This is a genomic window from Symbiopectobacterium purcellii, from assembly GCF_052050035.1.
In the GTDB taxonomy this organism is placed as follows: Bacteria; Pseudomonadota; Gammaproteobacteria; order Enterobacterales; family Enterobacteriaceae; genus Symbiopectobacterium; species Symbiopectobacterium purcellii_A.
In genome coordinates this window covers 2,032,153-2,050,593 of the sequence record NZ_CP189882.1, presented here as the reverse complement: position 1 = coordinate 2,050,593, position 18,441 = coordinate 2,032,153, and the positions used below count along the sequence as shown (strand labels likewise).

At 51.8% G+C, this 18,441-nt stretch carries 20 protein-coding genes and 2 pseudogenes; 17 read left to right on the top strand and 5 right to left on the bottom strand.

Annotation, left to right across the window (positions count from 1 at the left end):
- Nucleotides 1–425: 425 nt before the first annotated feature.
- The 4 genes from ftsY (at nt 426) to rpoH (ending at nt 4,566) form a co-directional block, all read left to right on the top strand.
- Entirely contained in the window at nt 426–1,790 is a 1,365-nt protein-coding gene (ftsY, locus tag ACQGXV_RS14960; protein WP_440867437.1) for a signal recognition particle-docking protein FtsY, read from the top strand.
- Nucleotides 1,791–1,833: 43 nt separating this feature from the next.
- Nucleotides 1,834–2,502, top strand: a complete 669-nt coding sequence (ftsE, locus tag ACQGXV_RS14955) for a cell division ATP-binding protein FtsE (RefSeq protein ID WP_222159087.1) — start codon at nt 1,834–1,836, stop codon at nt 2,500–2,502.
- Nucleotides 2,492–3,460, top strand: a complete 969-nt coding sequence (gene ftsX, locus ACQGXV_RS14950) for a permease-like cell division protein FtsX (RefSeq protein ID WP_440866777.1) — start codon at nt 2,492–2,494, stop codon at nt 3,458–3,460. Before ftsE ends, ftsX begins: the two co-directional genes overlap by 11 nt.
- A gap of 248 nt (nt 3,461–3,708) precedes the next feature.
- Entirely contained in the window at nt 3,709–4,566 is an 858-nt protein-coding gene (gene rpoH, locus ACQGXV_RS14945) for an RNA polymerase sigma factor RpoH (RefSeq protein ID WP_440866776.1), read from the top strand.
- Nucleotides 4,567–4,727: 161 nt separating this feature from the next.
- Here the strand turns inward: rpoH and ACQGXV_RS14940 are convergent.
- Nucleotides 4,728–5,516 (bottom strand): annotated as a pseudogene (locus ACQGXV_RS14940) (IS256 family transposase); the annotation flags it as partial.
- Between the two features lie 72 nt (nt 5,517–5,588).
- On the opposite strand from ACQGXV_RS14940, the pseudogene ACQGXV_RS14935 reads away from it, so the two are divergent.
- The 6 genes and pseudogenes from ACQGXV_RS14935 to ACQGXV_RS14910 all read left to right on the top strand — a co-directional run.
- Nucleotides 5,589–6,025 (top strand): annotated as a pseudogene (locus ACQGXV_RS14935) (transposase); the annotation flags it as partial.
- A gap of 48 nt (nt 6,026–6,073) precedes the next feature.
- Nucleotides 6,074–6,439, top strand: coding sequence for an IS630 transposase-related protein (locus ACQGXV_RS14930; RefSeq protein ID WP_440862584.1), 366 nt, complete (start codon nt 6,074–6,076; stop codon nt 6,437–6,439).
- Nucleotides 6,363–6,896, top strand: coding sequence for an IS630 family transposase (locus ACQGXV_RS14925; RefSeq protein ID WP_440862665.1), 534 nt, complete (start codon nt 6,363–6,365; stop codon nt 6,894–6,896). Before ACQGXV_RS14930 ends, ACQGXV_RS14925 begins: the two co-directional genes overlap by 77 nt.
- 15 nt (nt 6,897–6,911) lie before the next feature.
- Entirely contained in the window at nt 6,912–7,322 is a 411-nt protein-coding gene (locus ACQGXV_RS14920) for a transposase (RefSeq protein WP_440866775.1), read from the top strand.
- The gene (locus tag ACQGXV_RS14915) at nt 7,319–7,444 is read left to right on the top strand and encodes a hypothetical protein (protein WP_440866774.1); all 126 of its coding nucleotides are present in this window, start codon (nt 7,319–7,321) and stop codon (nt 7,442–7,444) included. The genes ACQGXV_RS14920 and ACQGXV_RS14915 overlap by 4 nt, the downstream gene beginning before the upstream one ends.
- Nucleotides 7,445–7,567: 123 nt before the next feature.
- On the top strand, nt 7,568–8,548 hold the full coding sequence (locus ACQGXV_RS14910) for an IS3 family transposase (RefSeq protein WP_440867436.1): 981 nt from the start codon (nt 7,568–7,570) through the stop codon (nt 8,546–8,548).
- Between the two features lie 16 nt (nt 8,549–8,564).
- Here the strand turns inward: ACQGXV_RS14910 and ACQGXV_RS14905 are convergent, their stop codons facing one another.
- A complete protein-coding gene (locus ACQGXV_RS14905) occupies nt 8,565–8,783 on the bottom strand; it encodes a hypothetical protein (protein WP_440866773.1) in 219 nt (72 codons plus the stop codon).
- A gap of 22 nt (nt 8,784–8,805) precedes the next feature.
- Here ACQGXV_RS14905 and ACQGXV_RS14900 point away from each other — a divergent pair, with 22 nt between their 5' ends.
- Nucleotides 8,806–9,204 (top strand): hypothetical protein, encoded by a 399-nt coding sequence (locus ACQGXV_RS14900; protein ID WP_440866772.1) that lies wholly within the window; start codon nt 8,806–8,808, stop codon nt 9,202–9,204.
- A 107-nt stretch (nt 9,205–9,311) separates the two neighbouring features.
- Here the strand turns inward: ACQGXV_RS14900 and typA are convergent, their stop codons facing one another.
- Nucleotides 9,312–11,135 carry a ribosome-dependent GTPase TypA gene (typA, locus tag ACQGXV_RS14895; RefSeq protein WP_440866771.1) on the bottom strand — a complete coding sequence of 608 codons (1,824 nt, stop codon included), beginning with the start codon at nt 11,133–11,135 and terminating at the stop codon, nt 9,312–9,314.
- 371 nt (nt 11,136–11,506) lie between these two features.
- On the opposite strand from typA, the gene glnA reads away from it, so the two are divergent.
- From glnA to glnG, 4 genes are read left to right on the top strand one after another with little or no spacing between them, the layout of a single operon-like run.
- A complete protein-coding gene (glnA, locus tag ACQGXV_RS14890; protein WP_440866770.1) occupies nt 11,507–12,916 on the top strand; it encodes a glutamate--ammonia ligase in 1,410 nt (469 codons plus the stop codon).
- A gap of 35 nt (nt 12,917–12,951) precedes the next feature.
- A complete protein-coding gene (locus ACQGXV_RS14885) occupies nt 12,952–13,104 on the top strand; it encodes a hypothetical protein (RefSeq protein ID WP_440866769.1) in 153 nt (50 codons plus the stop codon).
- A gap of 50 nt (nt 13,105–13,154) precedes the next feature.
- On the top strand, nt 13,155–14,204 hold the full coding sequence (gene glnL, locus ACQGXV_RS14880; protein ID WP_440866768.1) for a nitrogen regulation protein NR(II): 1,050 nt from the start codon (nt 13,155–13,157) through the stop codon (nt 14,202–14,204).
- Between the two features lie 8 nt (nt 14,205–14,212).
- Nucleotides 14,213–15,625, top strand: a complete 1,413-nt coding sequence (glnG, locus tag ACQGXV_RS14875; protein WP_440866767.1) for a nitrogen regulation protein NR(I) — start codon at nt 14,213–14,215, stop codon at nt 15,623–15,625.
- 60 nt (nt 15,626–15,685) lie between these two features.
- Here glnG and ACQGXV_RS14870 read toward each other — a convergent pair whose 3' ends face one another.
- Together ACQGXV_RS14870 and ACQGXV_RS14865 are read right to left on the bottom strand one after the other, a co-directional pair.
- A complete protein-coding gene (locus ACQGXV_RS14870) occupies nt 15,686–16,219 on the bottom strand; it encodes an IS630 family transposase (protein ID WP_440867179.1) in 534 nt (177 codons plus the stop codon).
- The gene (locus tag ACQGXV_RS14865) at nt 16,143–16,508 is read right to left on the bottom strand and encodes an IS630 transposase-related protein (RefSeq protein ID WP_440862584.1); all 366 of its coding nucleotides are present in this window, start codon (nt 16,506–16,508) and stop codon (nt 16,143–16,145) included. Before ACQGXV_RS14865 ends, ACQGXV_RS14870 begins: the two co-directional genes overlap by 77 nt.
- Nucleotides 16,509–16,859: 351 nt before the next feature.
- On the opposite strand from ACQGXV_RS14865, the gene dusB reads away from it, so the two are divergent.
- Nucleotides 16,860–17,825, top strand: coding sequence for a tRNA dihydrouridine synthase DusB (gene dusB, locus ACQGXV_RS14860; RefSeq protein ID WP_440867435.1), 966 nt, complete (start codon nt 16,860–16,862; stop codon nt 17,823–17,825).
- Nucleotides 17,826–17,848: 23 nt separating this feature from the next.
- Entirely contained in the window at nt 17,849–18,145 is a 297-nt protein-coding gene (gene fis / locus ACQGXV_RS14855) for a DNA-binding transcriptional regulator Fis (RefSeq protein ID WP_440866766.1), read from the top strand.
- The last annotated feature ends 296 nt before the right edge of the window (nt 18,146–18,441 follow it).

The window sequence follows — 18,441 nt, the reverse complement described above, 5'->3', positions numbered from 1 at the left end:
AGGGGAAGGAATGTTAATATCAGGTTTCTCTGCGGTGACGCGTGGTTTTGGCCTCTCCGGTTATCGCGATGACATACTTCGTTAGGCTTTGTTGAATAATTTAACCGTTTGATTTACATCTTCTTTAGTTAGAATGCATTTACAGAGAATGTATTTTGTTAGAACGACAAATCAAATAGTTAGCACAATAAAAAGCATTCCGAGAGGAAAAATTAGTCGTTGAAATTTTATAATGCTTATATAAATCAGTATCTTAAATTATTCAACAAAGCCACTTCGTTACCGAGATTGTCGCCACCTGCCCTGCCATGGTGCGTGTTGCTGCCGGGCGGAAAGTGGTAGACTCTGGGCTCGACCCAGACCGGGCTATTGACTTCAATTATTTAAGCGCTGCTGTGAGCAGCAGCATGGGACGCGATTGCGATATGACAAAAGAGAAAAAACGCGGTTTCTTTTCCTGGCTGGGATTAGGGCGTCAGGAAGAGGAGCGAACTGAGCAACCGCAAGACGCAGAACAGCAGCAGGATGTGGCGCAGCCTCAGAACAGCGATGTGCCTGTGGTCTCTGAGGTTCACGCCGAAACGCCAAACGATGAGCCTGACGTGCAAACTGAGGTTCACCGCGCGCAGGTGCTCGAACAACCGACCGTTTCGCCGCCAGACTTGCAGCGCGTCGCTGATGTCGTTGAAACCGCTGAGACGGCAGACCATGCAGAGGTGCAGGCGAGTCCTGAAGCGCAGGATATTCTGCCATCACAAGATGTTTTGTTATCACAAGATGTTCTGCCATCACAGGACAGTGCCGATGAGCAAGTGATAACGGACGTTGCAGAGCCGGTGCCCGTCGCACAGGAGCAGGAAAGACCGACCAAAGAGGGCTTTTTCGCCCGGCTAAAACGCAGTCTGGTAAAAACCCGAGAAAACCTCGGTTCCGGATTTATCGGATTGTTTCGCGGTAAGAAAATAGACGACGATCTGTTCGAGGAACTGGAAGAGCAATTATTGATTGCTGATGTCGGCGTGGAAACCACGCGCAAGATTATTACCGACCTGACAGAGCACGCCAGCCGTAAGCAACTGAAAGATGCCTATGCGCTGTTGGTGAAACTGAAAGAAGAGATGGGCGCTATCCTTAATAAGGTGGACGAGCCGCTCAACATCGACGGAAAAACCCCTTACGTGATCCTGATGGTCGGTGTGAACGGCGTCGGGAAAACCACTACCATCGGTAAGCTGGCGCGTCAGTTCCAGGCGCAGGGGAAATCGGTGATGCTGGCTGCCGGGGATACCTTCCGTGCCGCCGCTGTGGAGCAGTTGCAGGTGTGGGGTCAGCGCAACAACGTGGCCGTGGTCGCGCAGCACACAGGCGCGGATTCCGCCTCGGTGATTTTTGATGCCATTCAGGCGGCAAAAGCGCGTGGCGCTGATGTGCTGATTGCTGATACCGCAGGACGCTTGCAGAACAAAGCGCACCTGATGGAAGAGTTGAAGAAAATTGTCCGCGTGATGAAAAAACTGGATGAGTCCGCGCCGCATGAAATCATGTTGACGCTGGACGCCAGCACCGGACAAAACGCCGTCAGCCAGGCGAAACTGTTTAACGATGCCGTCGGCTTGACCGGCATCACCCTGACCAAGCTGGACGGCACTGCGAAAGGCGGGGTGATCTTCGCCATCGCCGATCAGTTTGCGATTCCTATCCGCTATATTGGGGTAGGGGAAGGTATTGATGATTTGCGTCCCTTTAAGGCTGACGATTTTATTGAGGCGCTTTTTGCCCGCGAAGACTGATGTCTCGTGAGGATAAACAGCTTGCCCGAGAGGATGAAAACGGATGATTCGCTTTGAACAAGTCAGTAAGGCTTATCTCGGTGGACGTCAGGCGTTGCAGGGTGTGGATTTCCATCTGCTCCCTGGGGAGATGGCGTTTCTGACGGGCCATTCCGGTGCCGGGAAAAGTACCCTGCTGAAACTGATTTGTGGCATAGAGCGCCCGAGCGCGGGCCAGATTTTGTTTAGCGGGCACAATATCAGCCGCTTGAAGAAGCGTGAAGTGCCCTTCTTGCGACGCCAGATCGGCATGATCTTTCAGGATCACCATTTGCTGATGGATCGCACTGTCTACGATAACGTGGCGATGCCGCTGATTATTGCTGGGGCGAGCAGTGAAGATATCCGCCGCCGTGTGTCGGCCGCTCTCGATAAGGTGGGTTTGCTGGACAAAGCCAAGAGCTACCCGATTCAATTGTCCGGCGGTGAACAGCAGCGCGTGGGCATTGCCCGTGCGGTGGTGAACAAACCGACGGTGCTGCTTGCAGATGAACCGACCGGTAACCTGGATAACGCCTTGTCTCAGGATATTTTGCGTCTGTTCGAAGAATTTAACCGCGTTGGCGTTACGGTGTTGATGGCAACCCACGACACGACGCTGATTGCCAGCCGTCAGTATCGCGTACTGACGCTGTCGCAAGGACGTATGCTGGGAGGCGTTTATGGCGACTAATTCCCGTAACGCGAAACCCCGCGTGAGTAAGGAAAAGGCACTGCGCGGTGGCTGGCAAGAACAGTGGCGTTACGCCTGGGACAATACGCTTGCGGATATGCTGCGTCAGCCGCTGGCGACGCTGCTGACCGTGATGGTAATTGCCATCTCGCTGACCTTGCCGAGTATCTGCTATCTGGTGTGGAAAAACGTCAGTCAGGCCGCGGAGCAGTGGTATCCCACGCCGCAACTGACGGTGTATCTGGACAAAGCGTTGGACAATGATGCGGCGCAGGGCGTGATTAACACGCTTGCGGCTGAGGATGGTGTAGAGAAGGTCAACTACCTGTCCCGTGATGAAGCGATGGGCGAGTTTCGCAACTGGTCCGGTTTTGGTGGTGCGCTGGACATGCTGGAAGAGAATCCGCTGCCCGCCGTTGCCATCATCACGCCAAAGCTGAATTTCCAAAGCTCACAGACGCTGACCTCGCTGCGCGATCGCGTGGCGGCGGTGCACGGTGTGAGTGAAGTCCGTATGGACGATAGCTGGTTTGCGCGCTTGGTGGCGCTGACCTCTCTGGTGTGTCAGGTGGCCGCCACCATCGGTATCCTGATGATTGTTGCCGTGTTCTTGGTCATCGGTAATAGCGTGCGACTGAGTATTTTCAGCCGCCGTGAAACCATCAATGTCATGAAGCTGATTGGGGCAACGGACGGCTTTATTTTACGTCCCTTCCTCAACGGTGGCGCATTGTTGGGCGGCGGCGGTGCGCTGCTGTCGCTGATTCTGTCGCAGGCGTTGGTCTGGAAGCTCTCTGCCGTGGTCGATCAGGTCGCGACGGTGTTTGGTACGCGCTTTGCCGTGACCGGGCTCACCTGGGATGAATCACTGCTGCTGCTGTTGATTGCCGGGATGATTGGCTGGCTGGCGGCATGGCTGGCAACCGTGCAACATTTACGTCGCTTTACACCAGAGTGAGTTTTTTCTGGTAGGATTTTCTGGTGCCTTGGCGTGCTGAGGGGTGGATAAAATCATCGACAGGTTCGCCTTGATCTGTCGCCGTCAGGCGATAAAATAGGGTCAGTCGGTGAACAGAAGGAACTCTTGGCATAGGGCGTAGTCAAAGCTTTGTGCCGGAGCAGCAGTCAGGTGCATCGGTTTTGTTGTACATAATGTGAGGTTTAACGTTGTACTTTGTTCACTCACGCTAATTGAAGAGGGGTCGAATGACCAAAGATATGCAAGCTTTCACCTTAGTTCCCCAGGGCAGTCTGGAAGGGTATATTCGTGCCGCCAACGCCTATCCGATGCTGACGGCGGAGGAAGAGCGGGCACTGGCTGAACGGCTGCATTACGAGGGCGATCTGGAATCGGCGAAAGCGTTGATCCTGTCGCATCTGCGCTTTGTGATTCACGTGGCCCGTACCTATGCGGGTTATGGATTGCCCCAGGCAGACCTGATTCAAGAAGGCAATATCGGCCTGATGAAAGCGGTGCGCCGCTTCAACCCGGAAATGGGTGTGCGTCTGGTGTCCTTTGCTGTGCACTGGATCAAAGCTGAAATTCACGAATATGTGTTGCGTAACTGGCGTATCGTCAAGGTCGCGACCACCAAAGCGCAGCGCAAGCTGTTCTTTAACCTGCGTAAGACCAAACAGCGTCTGGGCTGGTTTAATCAGGACGAAGTAGAACTGGTGGCCCGTGAATTGGGTGTTACCAGCAAAGATGTGCGTGAGATGGAATCGCGTATGGCCGCGCAAGACATGACGTTCGATCCCACACCGGATGACGAACCGCATGATGGCCAGGCGATGGCACCCATGCTCTATCTTCAGGATAAATCGTCTGATTTCGCAGATGGCATCGAAGAAGATAACTGGGATAACCACGCAGCGGACAAGCTTGCCTATGCGTTGGAAGGGCTGGACGAACGTAGCCAGCATATTATCCGGGCGCGCTGGTTGGATGATGATAACAAATCCACCTTGCAGGAACTGGCCGATCAATACGGCGTTTCCGCAGAACGTGTGCGTCAGTTAGAGAAAAATGCCATGAAGAAACTGCGGGCAGCGATTGAAGCCTGATGCAATAGCACTTATTTCGGATAGTGAAAAGGCCAACGAATGTTGGCCTTTTTTGTCGCGCATATTGAAGGATAAGTAGGGGGCGTTTTAGTCAGAGTAAGATGTGATCTCATCCTTGATTTCCTAGTCTGTAAAGAATTTCGTGTAAATGGCTCCATCGCTTAACCGGAAATCCGATCTCCATACATCAACATGAATTGGCTCATAGCCGGTTTCCAGTCTCTGATTGGTAGGGTCCATTTAGCCGAGATATTATGCAAGGCTAGATAGAATAATTTTAGCACCGAGTCATCCGTTGGAAATATTCGTCGCGTTTTCGTTATCTTGCGCAATGAAGCATTTAACGACTCTATCGCGTTGGTGGTGTAGATAACCTTGCGAATCTCCGGCGGAAAATCAAAAATGACGATGAGACGTTCCCAATTATTTCTCCACGATGGGCTGATCGTCGGGAACTGTTCATCCCATTTGGCCGCGAAGGCATCCAGGGCCTCTTCAGCGCCCTCTAGCGTTGCGGAACTATAGATAGTGCGGAGGTCAGCAGCAACGGCTTTACGCTCTTTCCAGCCGACGTAGCGCAGCGAGTTCCGCACCTGATGCACGATGCAGAGCTGTACCCGCGTATGCGGGTAAACAGCTTCAATGGCATCAGGAAAGCCCTTCAGGCCATCGCAGCAGGCGATGAAGATGTCCTGTAGCCCACGATTTTTCAGTTCTGTCATTACAGATAACCAGAACTTGGCCCCCTCGGTTTTGGCTATCCATAGCCCCAGCAGCTCTTTTTCGCCCTGGCCGTTGATGCCTAGAACCAAGTAAACAGACTTGTTGGTCACGGCTCCGCCGTCCTGGCTTTTGACAACAATACAGTCAAGGTAAACAATGGGATAAAACGCATCCAGCGGCCGTTGCTGCCAGCGCTTAACGTCATCCATCACGGCATTGGTCACTTTGTAGTGGCATACTGAATTTGGCCACCTAAGTAGAGGTGATATGCTTACCTCATAATTTTTATAGGTGCCAAAATGAGTAAAATAATTACTGCTGAATTTAAATGTGAAACCGCCAAATTAGTCCTTGACCAAAATTATACCTACCAGGAAGCCGCGAAAGCCATTAACGTCAGTCTTTCAGCGATTAGCCGGTGGGTAAGAGCCCTTCGTTTAGAACGTCAAGGGAAAACATCGCCTGGTCTGCCATTAACACCTGAACAAATTGAGTTCAGAGAAATGAAGAAAAAAATCCACCGACTGGAAATGGAGAATGCCATCTTAAAAAAGGCTACTGCGCTCTTAATGTCCGACTCACTGAAAAATTCTCGGTAGTTGAAAAGCTAAGAGCGCTTTATCCAGTGAAAGCGTTGTGTCGTATTTTTAATGTTCACCGAAGCAGTTATCGCTATTGGTGTCGACCTAAGGAGCCAGATATTGAGCGGACGATAAAACGTAGCCTGGTCAGCGAAGCGTGGAACGTTATAGCTAAACGACTTAATTTTGATTACATTATTTAAATGAGCTATTCAATTGATTTTAGACGTAAAGTGATATCTACACGGAAAAACGAAGGGTTGAGTATCCGAGAAACAGCGAAGCAATTTCGGATTGGCCCTGCCTCTGTATCGCGTTGGATTAATCAAATAGAGTCAAAAGCATCGACCACGCGTCAGCGAAAGATCGATAAATCCGAGTTGATAAAAGATGTTGAACAATATCCAGATGCTTACCAAAAAGAACGTGCAGAGCGTTTTGGCGTTTGTCAGAAGGCCATTTGGCAAGCGCTTAAAAAGCTGGGATTGACCTATAAAAAAAACTCTACGTCATCCGAAAGCCGACGAAAACGCCCGGCAGGGATTTCAACAAAAAAAACAACAGTATGAAAAAGAAGGTAAACCTATTGTTTTTATTGATGAAAGTGGTTTTTCACACGATGCCCCACGGACTCACGGCTATTCCCCAAAAGGTCAACGGTGTTTTGGCCTGAAGAACTGGGGAGCTAGGGGAAGAACAAATGTTATCGGCGCTTTATTAGGCACAACGCTGTTTGCTATCGGATTATTTGATATCAATATTAACAGCGATGTTTTCTATGCCTGGGTCACACAAGTCCTTATCCCAGTACTCCCTAAAAACAGTGTAATCATGATGGACAATGCCACTTTTCACAAAAAACATAATATTCAACAAGTCATCATCGATGCAGGGTATATGGTGGAGTATTTGCCTACATATTCGCCAGATCTTAACCCAATTGAGCATAAATGGGCACAAGCAAAAAGCAAAAAAAGAGAGATGGGTTGCGATACAGAGAGTTTGTTCTCAGTCCATATGGTGTAATCAAAATTAAGTCGCTTGGCTATATCACGCCAGGAGGCGATCCCGATAAAAACGCTTTACCACTGGCGCTCAGAGGCGGGTATTTCCACTCTGCCTGTATCCGCAGAGAAAACACCTCCCGGTGAGTGGTCTCAGGAAGCGCGTTTTGCTGTACTGGTTGAAACGGCCCCGCTTTCTGCCCACGCTGTAGCTGAATACTGTCGCCGTAAGTGCCTGTATCCTGAGCAACTTCAGCAGTGGAAGGACGAGTTAATGCAACCCGGTCAGCGAGAAGAAAAAGCCGAAACAAAACGATTAAGAAAAGAAAACCAACAACTTAACCGTGAAATTGCCCGTAAGGATAAAGCGCTTGCCGAAGCTGCCGCTCTGTTGCTCCTGGAAAAAAAGCTGAAGGCGTTGTTCGACGAAGAAAACGAGGCCGAATGACGCGCACTGCCGGCAGGCTACAGTTGATGGCGATGGTGCAGGAAGCCGTCGCTGGCGGGGCCCGACTGAGAGAGGCCTGTCGCTGCGTTGGGCTGAGTGAGTGGACCGACTTTGTTGAATAATTTAAGATACTGATTTATATAAGCATTATAAAATTTCAACGACTAATTTTTCCTCTCGGAATGCTTTTTATTGTGCTAACTATTTGATTTGTCGTTCTAACAAAATACATTCTCTGTAAATGCATTCTAACTAAAGAAGATGTAAATCAAACGGTTAAATTATTCAACAAAGCCGAGTGGACCCTGCAACGCTGGCAGCAGATACCGGACGATCGGCGAACCTCGACGCCACGGCCGGCACCGAAAAACAAGCTCAGTGCTGAAGAGGAACAGCAGGTGCTGGCCATCTGCCATGAACCCCGGTTCGCCAGCCTGCCGCCATCGCAAATCGTTCCGGTGCTGGCTGATGAGAAGCGCTATATCGCCAGCGAATCAACGTTCTACCGGGTGCTGCGGCGGGCGGGTGAAACCACGCACCGGGGCCGGCAGAAGGCCCGGCAGAGCAAACCACTGTCGACCTGGAAGGCGATAGCCGCCAGACAGGTGTGGTCATGGGACATAACCTGGTTAAAATCGCTGACGGCCGGGCACTGGTTATACCTGTATCTGATAGAAGACGTGTTCAGCCGCAAAATCGTGGGTCACGAGGTGCACCTGGCTGAAAGCGGTGAGTATGCGGCAGAGTTTCTGAAGCGGACCGTGCTGAGCGAGCGTTGCTGGCAGGAGCCGCTGGTACTGCATGCGGATAATGGTGCGCCAATGAAGTCGCAGGTGCTGCAGGTCAAACTTGCAGAGCTGAAGATAACGCCGTCGCACAGCCGGCCGCGGGTGAGCAACGACAACGCACATGTTGAATCCCTGTTCAGGACGCTGAAATACGTGCCTGCCTGGCCGGATAAGGGCTTCGCAACGCTGGAAGATGCGCGCGACTGGGTGGAAACCTTCGTCGGCTGGTACAACGAAGAACATCGCCACAGCGGCATCCGCTACGTCACACCGGGTCAGCGGCACAGGGGTGAAGATCATGAACTGCTGGCGCAGCGTAAATCGGTATATGAAGCAGCAAAAATGCAGACCCCGCATCGCTGGTCCGGGCCAACGCGCAACTGGAGCCGACAGGATGAAGTCTGGCTAAATCCGGAGCGGGAAACGCTGGCTGCATGAGTTATAGCCAACCGACTTAAAAATGATTACATCCTATGCCCTGATATGCGGCAAAGAAGCATAGCTGGCTGTTATCAAAATAATGTCGCTTGGCTATAACTGAGGCGACAACTACCTTGACACGCGCCGCGGGCGTGGGTTTTCTCATCTCCGCGCTCGGTACCTGGCTGTTGACGCGCTTGTCGGCGGACGGAGGCTTATGGTCAATGGCACTCCCGATGCTGCCGGTTGGCATCGGCAACGGACTGCCCTGCGGCTTGATGGATGCTTTGTCGGTCAGTGTTGTTCCAAAAGCACGTGCAGGGATGGCTGCCGGTATCTTTACCACCATGCGCGTAACCGGAGAAGCCCTCGCCATTACCGCCATCGGAGCCATGTTGATGAGTTTGACGGCAGCGAATCTGCACGCGGCGGCCGAAGTTGAGTCACTTGCATTACCGAAGAACGACACCGCAATAGCAAATCAAATGGGAGCTAGTGCCGGACACGGTACTGTTTCAAATACGGATAGCATGAGGGACGGGATCATTATCGAACTGGCAAATCATGCCTACACGTCGGCTTTCCACAGCATCTTTGCGGTATTGGCGGTGCTCTCGGCACTCACCGCTGTGGTATGCCTTGTGACATTACGTCAGCCAGACGCGACGCCTTGAGCGTTAACAAGCACATCATCAGGGTCAGGCAGGAAGGAAATAACACGACGAGAAAAAAGGCAGGGCGCTTGAAAGCGCCCTGGAACGGTTTTGTAAAGAGCGGCGGATTAGCCCTCTTTCGGCCCGCGGTTGGCGCGACGGCGATCGTTTTCGGTCAGGTGACGTTTACGCAGACGGATAGACTGCGGAGTCACTTCAACCAATTCATCGTCATCGATAAATTCCAACGCTTGCTCCAGCGACATTTTCACCGCTGGCACCAGCACCGTGGCTTCATCAGTACCAGAAGCACGCATGTTGGTCAGTTTTTTACCCGTCAGGCAGTTAACCGTCAGGTCATTGGAACGAGTGTGAATACCGATAACCTGGCCTTCATACACTTCTGCACCGTGTCCCAGGAACAACTTACCGCGCTCCTGCAAGCTGAACAGCGCATAGGCTACTGCTTTACCCTGGCCGTTAGAGATCAGCACGCCGTTCTGACGCTGGCCGATATCGCCCGGACGCACATCGTCGTAATGACTAAAGGTGGAGTACAGCAAGCCAGTACCGGAGGTCATGGTCAAGAAATCCGTACGGAAGCCAATCAAACCACGGCTTGGGATAATGTAATCCAGACGCACACGGCCTTTACCGTCCGGGTTCATATCGCGCAGTTCACCTTTACGCAGACCCAGCGCTTCCATCACGGAACCCTGATGCTGATCTTCGATATCCAGCGTCACGGTTTCGAACGGTTCCTGACGACGACCGTCGATGTCACGGAAGATAACTTTCGGACGAGACACGGCCAGTTCAAAACCTTCACGACGCATGTTTTCGATCAGCACGGACAGGTGCAGTTCGCCACGGCCAGACACACGGAAGGTATCCGGGTCTTCGGTTTCTTCAACACGCAGCGCCACGTTGTGCACCAGCTCTTTCTTCAGACGATCCAGAATCTGACGAGAGGTCACGAACTTGCCTTCTTTACCGCAGAACGGCGAGGTGTTCACCCCGAAGGACATGGTTACAGTCGGCTCATCCACGGACAGCGGCGGCAGAGCTTCTACGTTAGCAGTATCACAGATGGTGTCAGAGATGTTCAGTTCACCCAGACCGGTGATAGCGATGATGTCACCCGCTTCCGCCACGTCAGCTTCGATACGTTGCAAACCCAAATGGCCCAACACCTGACCCACTTTACCGTTACGGCGTTTACCTTCCGCATCGATAATCGTCACTTGCTGGTTCGGTTTGATACGGCCACGTTTGATACGGCCGATACCGATAACACCCACATAGCTGTTGTAGTCCAGCTGGGAGATTTGCATTTGCAGCGGACCGTCCAGATCGACGCTCGGAGCTTCAACGTGTTTGACGATCGCTTCAAACAGCGGCGTCATGTCTTCCGCCATGTCTTCGTGATCCAAACCGGCGATACCCATCAACGCAGACGCGTAAACGATAGGGAAATCCAGTTGTTCGTCGGTGGCCCCCAGGTTGACGAACAGATCGAACACCTGATCGACGACCCAGTCAGGGCGCGCGCCCGGACGGTCAACTTTGTTGATGACCACAATCGGTTTCATGCCATAGGCAAAAGCTTTTTGGGTAACGAAACGAGTCTGGGGCATCGGGCCGTCCATTGCGTCTACCAGCAGCAGCACTGAATCGGCCATGGACATTACACGCTCCACTTCACCACCGAAATCGGCGTGTCCTGGGGTGTCAACGATATTGATACGGTAATCTCTCCAGTTAATGGCGGTGTTTTTCGCCAGAATGGTGATACCGCGTTCTTTTTCCAGATCGTTGGAGTCCATAACGCGCTCAGTGGCGTCATTTCGTTCACCCAATGTTCCAGATTGTTGTAGCAGCTTGTCAACCAGGGTTGTTTTCCCATGGTCAACGTGCGCAATAATAGCAATGTTACGCAAATTCTCGATCACAGCTTTGCCTCAGGCATTTAGAAATAGCGCGCTATTGTACACGGATTAAGCGAGGGACCAAACAAGATCACACTCCTAAGCGATAAACAACCCAGGGGTGCTTGCTTTGTGATCCCTTTCATGGTGCAACGGCGCAGAGAAAGTAAACAAACGCACACAAAAAGTGCACTATTTTGGTGATTATGAACCATAATAGTGCAACGAACGCTAATGGTGCAGGCACTGCCTTCAACGAAAGCCTGAAAACAACGCCTCCCAACCCCACGCGTAGAGTTGGCATGATTTTAGCTTAAACCTTATTACGGTAACAAACATCATTCCATAACGATATTCGTTCCACGACGATAAATGACAAATCGGGAGATCCAAGTATGTCCGCAGAACATGTTTTGACGATGCTGAACGAGCACGAAGTAAAATTCGTCGACTTACGCTTTACCGATACCAAGGGTAAAGAGCAGCACGTCACCATTCCAGCTCACCAGGTTAGCGCTGACTTCTTCGAAGAAGGCAAAATGTTCGACGGCTCCTCTATTGGTGGCTGGAAAGGTATCAACGAATCCGACATGGTGCTGATGCCTGACGCAAGCACCGCAGTACTGGACCCGTTCTATGAAGACACGACGCTGATCATTCGTTGTGACATTCTGGAACCAAACACCATGCAGGGTTACGATCGCGACCCGCGTTCCATCGCGAAACGCGCTGAAGAGTACCTGCGTTCCACCGGTATCGCGGACACCGTTCTGTTCGGACCAGAACCTGAATTCTTCCTGTTTGACGACATTCGTTTCGGCAGCAGCATCTCCGGCTCTCACGTTGCTATCGATGATATCGAAGGCGCATGGAACTCCGGCACCAAATACGAAGGCGGCAACAAAGGCCACCGTCCGGCAGTGAAAGGCGGTTACTTCCCGGTTCCGCCGGTTGACTCCGCACAAGACATCCGTTCTCAGATGTGCCAGGTAATGGAACAAATGGGCCTGGTTGTTGAATCTCACCACCACGAAGTGGCAACTGCGGGTCAGAACGAAGTGGCCACCCGCTTCAACACCATGACCAAAAAAGCGGACGAAATTCAGATCTACAAATACGTTGTTCACAACGTAGCGCACGCTTACGGCAAAACCGCTACCTTTATGCCGAAACCAATGTTCGGTGACAACGGTTCTGGCATGCACTGCCACATGTCCTTGTCCAAAGGCGGCACCAACAAATTCTCCGGCGACAAATACGCTGGCCTGTCTGAAGAAGCGCTGTTCTACATCGGCGGTGTCATCAAGCACGCTAAAGCGATCAACGCCCTGTCCAACCCGACCACCAACTCCTACAAGCGTCTGGTCCCTGGTTATGAAGCTCCGGTAATGCTGGCGTACTCCGCACTTAACCGTTCTGCTTCTATCCGTATCCCGTTCGTTTCCAGCCCGAAAGCAGCACGTATCGAAGTGCGCTTTCCGGACCCGGCGGCTAACCCGTACCTGTGCTTCGCCGCACTGCTGATGGCCGGTCTGGATGGTATCAAGAACAAGATCCACCCTGGCGATGCCATGGACAAAAACCTGTACGATCTGCCGCCGGAAGAAGCGAATGAAATCCCGCAGGTTGCAGGCTCTCTGGAAGAAGCACTGAACGCGCTGGACGCTGACCGTGCATTCCTGACGGCAGGCGGCGTGTTCACTGACGACGCTATCGATGCTTACATCGGTCTGCGCCGTGAAGAGAACGATCGCGTTCGCATGACGCCGCACCCGGTTGAGTTCGAACTGTACTACAGCGTTTAATCAACGACTGCGTACCTAGGATTTACCTCGGCCTGGTGGGCGTGCTGAACCCTGCCATGACCGGGCATCAACAGAATTATAAGAAGTTTGTTTTTGTTGCCATGGAAACTTTTCAGCCCATCTTCGGATGGGCTTTTTTCACCATCGGCCTTATTTCTTTATCATCAACATTGGCCGTTGCGACGTAACATCCATCATTTACACTACAATGCACCGCGAGGGTGCAGGAGTCTGCGTTATGGCAACAGGCACGCTGCCCGATGCTAGGCAGATCCTCAATTCTTTGATCAATAGTATTTTATTGCTGGATAACGACCTTGCAATCCACTATTCCAATCCGGCTGCCCAGCAGTTGCTGGCGCAAAGTTCACGCAAATTGGCGGGAACACCGTTGCCGGATCTGCTCAGCTATTTTTCGCTAAATATTGAGCTGATGCGCGAAAGCCTCAACGCGGGTCAAGGATTTACGGATAACGAAGTGACTATCGTTGTCGATGGCAGAGCACACATCATGTCGCTCACCGCACAACGCATTCAACACAGTTTTATCCTGTTGGAGATGGCGCCCATGGACAACCAGCGCCGCCTCAGCCAGGAACAATTACAGCATTCCCAGCAGCAGGCTGCACGTGATTTGGTACGCGGCCTGGCACATGAAATCAAGAATCCGCTCGGCGGATTGCGCGGCGCGGCACAGTTGCTGGCCAAAGCGCTGCCTGACCCCGCGCTGACAGAATACACCAAGGTGATCATTGAGCAGGCCGATCGCCTGCGCAATCTGGTGGACAGGCTCTTAGAGCCGCAGCAGCCGGGTTTACACGTAACGCAAAGTATTCATCAGGTCGTTGAGCGCGTCTGCAAGTTGGTCTCGTTGGAAAAACCTGACAACGTGACGCTGGTGAAAGATTACGATCCCAGCCTGCCTGAGCTGACCCACGACCCAGACCAGATTGAACAAGTGCTGCTGAACATTACCCGCAATGCGCTCCAGGCGCTGGGTAAAGAAGGCGGCACCATTACGCTGCGCACGCGTACCGCCTTTCAACTCACGCTGCACTGCGTGCGCTATCGCCTGGCGGCGCGTATTGATATCGAAGACGATGGCACTGGCGTCCCCGCTCAGCTGCAAGACACGCTGTTTTACCCGATGGTAAGCGGTCGTGAAGGGGGTACTGGGCTGGGATTATCGATCGCACGCAGCCTGATCGATCAGCATTCGGGAAAAATTGAATTTAACAGTTGGCCAGGCCATACCGAATTCTCGGTTTACCTGCCCATTCGCCAGTGAGGTTCACGATGCAACGAGGGATAGTCTGGATTGTCGATGACGATAGCTCCATCCGTTGGGTGCTGGAGCGCGCGCTCACTGGGGCGGGGCTGACCTGCGCCACCTTTGATAACGGAAATCAGGCGCTGCACGCGCTGGCAACACAAACGCCGGATGTGCTGCTGTCCGATATTCGCATGCCGGGCATGGACGGTCTGGCACTGCTGCAACAGATCAAACAGCGTCATCCGATGCTGCCGGTGATCATTATGACCGCGCACTCCGATCTGGATGCGGCGGTAAGCGCTTACCAACAGGGCGCGTTTGATTATCTGCCCAAACCGTTCGATATAGACGAAGCCGTCGATTTGGTTGAGCGCGCGATCAGTCACTATCTGGAACAGCAGCAACCGGTCCGCGCGCAACCGCTCAATGGCCCCACCACCGATATCATTGGTGAAGCACCGGCCATGCAGGATGTGTTTCGCATTATTGGCCGGCTCTCCCGTTCATCCATCAGCGTGCTGATCAACGGGGAATCGGGAACCGGTAAAGAGCTGGTGGCACATGCGCTGCATCGCCATAGTCCGCGCGCCAAAGCACCGTTTATCGCTTTGAATATGGCGGCCATCCCCAAGGATCTGATCGAGTCAGAACTGTTTGGTCATGAAAAAGGGGCGTTTACCGGCGCGAACCAGATTCGCCAGGGACGCTTTGAGCAGGCCGATGGCGGCACCCTGTTTCTCGATGAAATCGGCGATATGCCTCTGGATGTGCAAACGCGGCTGTTGCGCGTATTGGCTGACGGTCAGTTCTACCGCGTCGGTGGCTATGCTGCGGTGAAAGTGGATGTGCGTATCATCGCCGCGACCCACCAAAATCTGGAACTGCGCGTTCAGGAAGGTAAATTTCGCGAAGACCTGTTTCACCGCCTCAATGTGATTCGCGTCCATCTGCCTCCACTGCGTGAACGGCGAGAGGATATTCCACGGCTGGCCCGCTACTTCTTGCAGGCAACCGCCAAAGAGCTGGGTGTAGAACCCAAAAATCTGCATCCGGAAACGGAAACAGCGTTAACGCGCCTGCCCTGGCAGGGCAACGTGCGTCAGTTGGAGAACACCTGCCGCTGGCTGACCGTGATGGCTGCCGGACAAGAGGTGTTGATTCAGGACCTGCCGCCGGAGCTGTTTGAAACCACGGCCCCCGATGCCACGGTGCACATGCTGCCGGACAGTTGGGCAACCCTGCTGGCGCAATGGGCCGATCGGGCGCTGCGTTCCGGTCATCAAAATCTGCTCTCCGAAGCGCAACCGGAGATGGAAAGAACGCTGCTCACCACCGCGTTACGTCATACACAGGGTCATAAGCAAGAAGCGGCTCGCCTGTTGGGATGGGGACGTAACACCCTGACGCGCAAGCTCAAAGAGCTGGGAATGGAATAGCCGCAGGGTGTTAATTTTTTGAAGGGTTTGAGGTTATATAGCCAAGCGACTTAATTTTGATTACACCATATGGACTGAGAACAAACTCTCTGTATCGCAACCCATCTCTCTTTTTTTGCTTTTTGCTTGTGCCCATTTATGCTCAATTGGGTTAAGATCTGGCGAATATGTAGGCAAATACTCCACCATATACCCTGCATCGATGATGACTTGTTGAATATTATGTTTTTTGTGAAAAGTGGCATTGTCCATCATGATTACACTGTTTTTAGGGAGTACTGGGATAAGGACTTGTGTGACCCAGGCATAGAAAACATCGCTGTTAATATTGATATCAAATAATCCGATAGCAAACAGCGTTGTGCCTAATAAAGCGCCGATAACATTTGTTCTTCCCCTAGCTCCCCAGTTCTTCAGGCCAAAACACCGTTGACCTTTTGGGGAATAGCCGTGAGTCCGTGGGGTATCGTGTGAAAAACCACTTTCATCAATAAAAACAATAGGTTTACCTTCTTTTTCATACTGTTGTTTTTTTTGTTGAAATCCCTGCCGGGCGTTTTCGTCGGCTTTCGGATGACGTAGAGTTTTTTTTATAGGTCAATCCCAGCTTTTTAAGCGCTTGCCAAATGGCCTTCTGACAAACGCCAAAACGCTCTGCACGTTCTTTTTGGTAAGCATCTGGATATTGTTCAACATCTTTTATCAACTCGGATTTATCGATCTTTCGCTGACGCGTGGTCGATGCTTTTGACTCTATTTGATTAATCCAACGCGATACAGAGGCAGGGCCAATCCGAAATTGCTTCGCTGTTTCTCGGATACTCAACCCTTCGTTTTTCCGTGTAGATATCACTTTACGTCTAAAATCAATTGAATAGCTCATTTAAATAATGTAATCAAAATTAAGTCGTTTAGCTATATGACGGGTATAGCCATTGCCGTAAGCCACTGTGCGATAAACCGCCCGTTGTTGTGCACGAAAACGCCATCGGACGCGGCCTGACCAGGCATTTGCGTACTGTTGCGCAGAAATGTTTGATCGTGCAATGGTTGGACCAATAAGTGATTAGCCTTGTAACTTACTGTAATAAAAAGACAATTAAGAAATTTCAGCAAGCAAAGACACATTTCCTTGATCTGTTCCGCTCAATTGCTCAAAGTTTGGCCTTTCATCTGGCGTAAAAAATGCGTAATATACGCGCCCTTGCAGACACAGTATGGTCACTCTTTGTCTATGCACATTGGACAATTTCAGCTAGCTAATCGATTGATCGCCGCCCCCATGGCTGGCGTCAGCGATCGCCCTTTCAGGACGCTTTGTCATGACATGGGGGCTGGGATGACGGTCTCCGAAATGCTCTCCTCCAATCCGGAGGTGTGGCGTTCGGATAAGTCGCGTCTGCGCATGGTACACAGCGATGAACCTGGGATCCGCGCCGTGCAGATTGCCGGTAGCGACCCTGATGAGATGGCAGCGGCAGCCAGAATCAACACTGATTTCGGCGCGCAAATCATTGATATCAACATTGGGTGTCCTGCAAAGAAGGTAAACCGCAAGATGGCGGGCTCTGCGCTGTTACAGTATCCGGATTTGGTCAAACAAATCCTCTCCGCCGTGGTTAAGGCGGTGGACGTACCGGTCACACTGAAAATTCGTACTGGCTGGGCACCGGAGCACCGTAACTGTGTAGACATTGCCAGACTGGCCGAAGCCTGTGGTATCCAGGCGCTTACCGTACATGGCCGCACGCGTGCGTGCCTGTTCAGCGGTGAGGCAGAATACGACAGCATTCGGGCGGTTAAGCAGGCCGTTTCCATTCCCGTTATCGCGAATGGCGACATTACAAGCCCGCGTAAAGCCAGAGCGGTTCTTGATTACACCGGGGCAGATGCCCTGATGATAGGACGGGCTGCTCAGGGAAGACCCTGGATCTTTCGGGAAATCCAGCATTATCTGGACACGGGGGAGCAACTGGCACCGATGCCATTGGCAGAAGTGAAGCGTTTGCTCTTCAAGCACATACGGGAGTTGCACGACTTTTATGGTCCGGGCAAGGGATTCCGTATTGCTCGTAAGTACGTCTCTTGGTATCTCCAAGAGAACGCCCCCAATGACCAGTTTAGGCGCACATTCAACGCCATTGAGGATGCCAGCGAACAGCTGGAGGCGTTGGAGGCATATTTTGAAAATCTTGCGTAAACAGAAAAAGAGCTGACAGAACTATGTTCGAACAACGCGTGAATTCTGACGTACTGACCGTTTCTACAGTAAACTCTCAGGCTCAGGTAACCCAAAAACCCCTGCGCGACTCGGTTAAACAGGCACTGAAGAACTATTTCGCTCAACTTAACGGTCAGGATGTGAATGACCTGTATGAGCTGGTATTGGCTGAAGTTGAACAGCCACTGTTGGACATGGTGATGCAGTACACCCGTGGTAACCAGACCCGCGCGGCCCTGATGATAGGTATCAACCGCGGTACGCTGCGCAAGAAATTGAAAAAATACGGCATGAACTGATACGGGTTCACTACCGTTGGTTTTTTAGAAAAACGCTTGCCAGAAATGGCTGGCGTTTTTTATTATAAAGCGATTGGTCTAATTGGGTGATGAAACCGGTCAACTGTTCACTAAAGCTTTTGCTTTTTTCTACCATGTTTTGCTCACCGTAAACGTGGACGACGGATAAGTGCAGTGTGACAGCAAGAACATTAACGGGTTGGTCTGTGAGATAAAATTTCAATACCGAGTAAGTAGCCCCCGCCCGTTCTATCCAGACAAACATTAACCGGAATGCCCATGGCATTGAGTCTGTA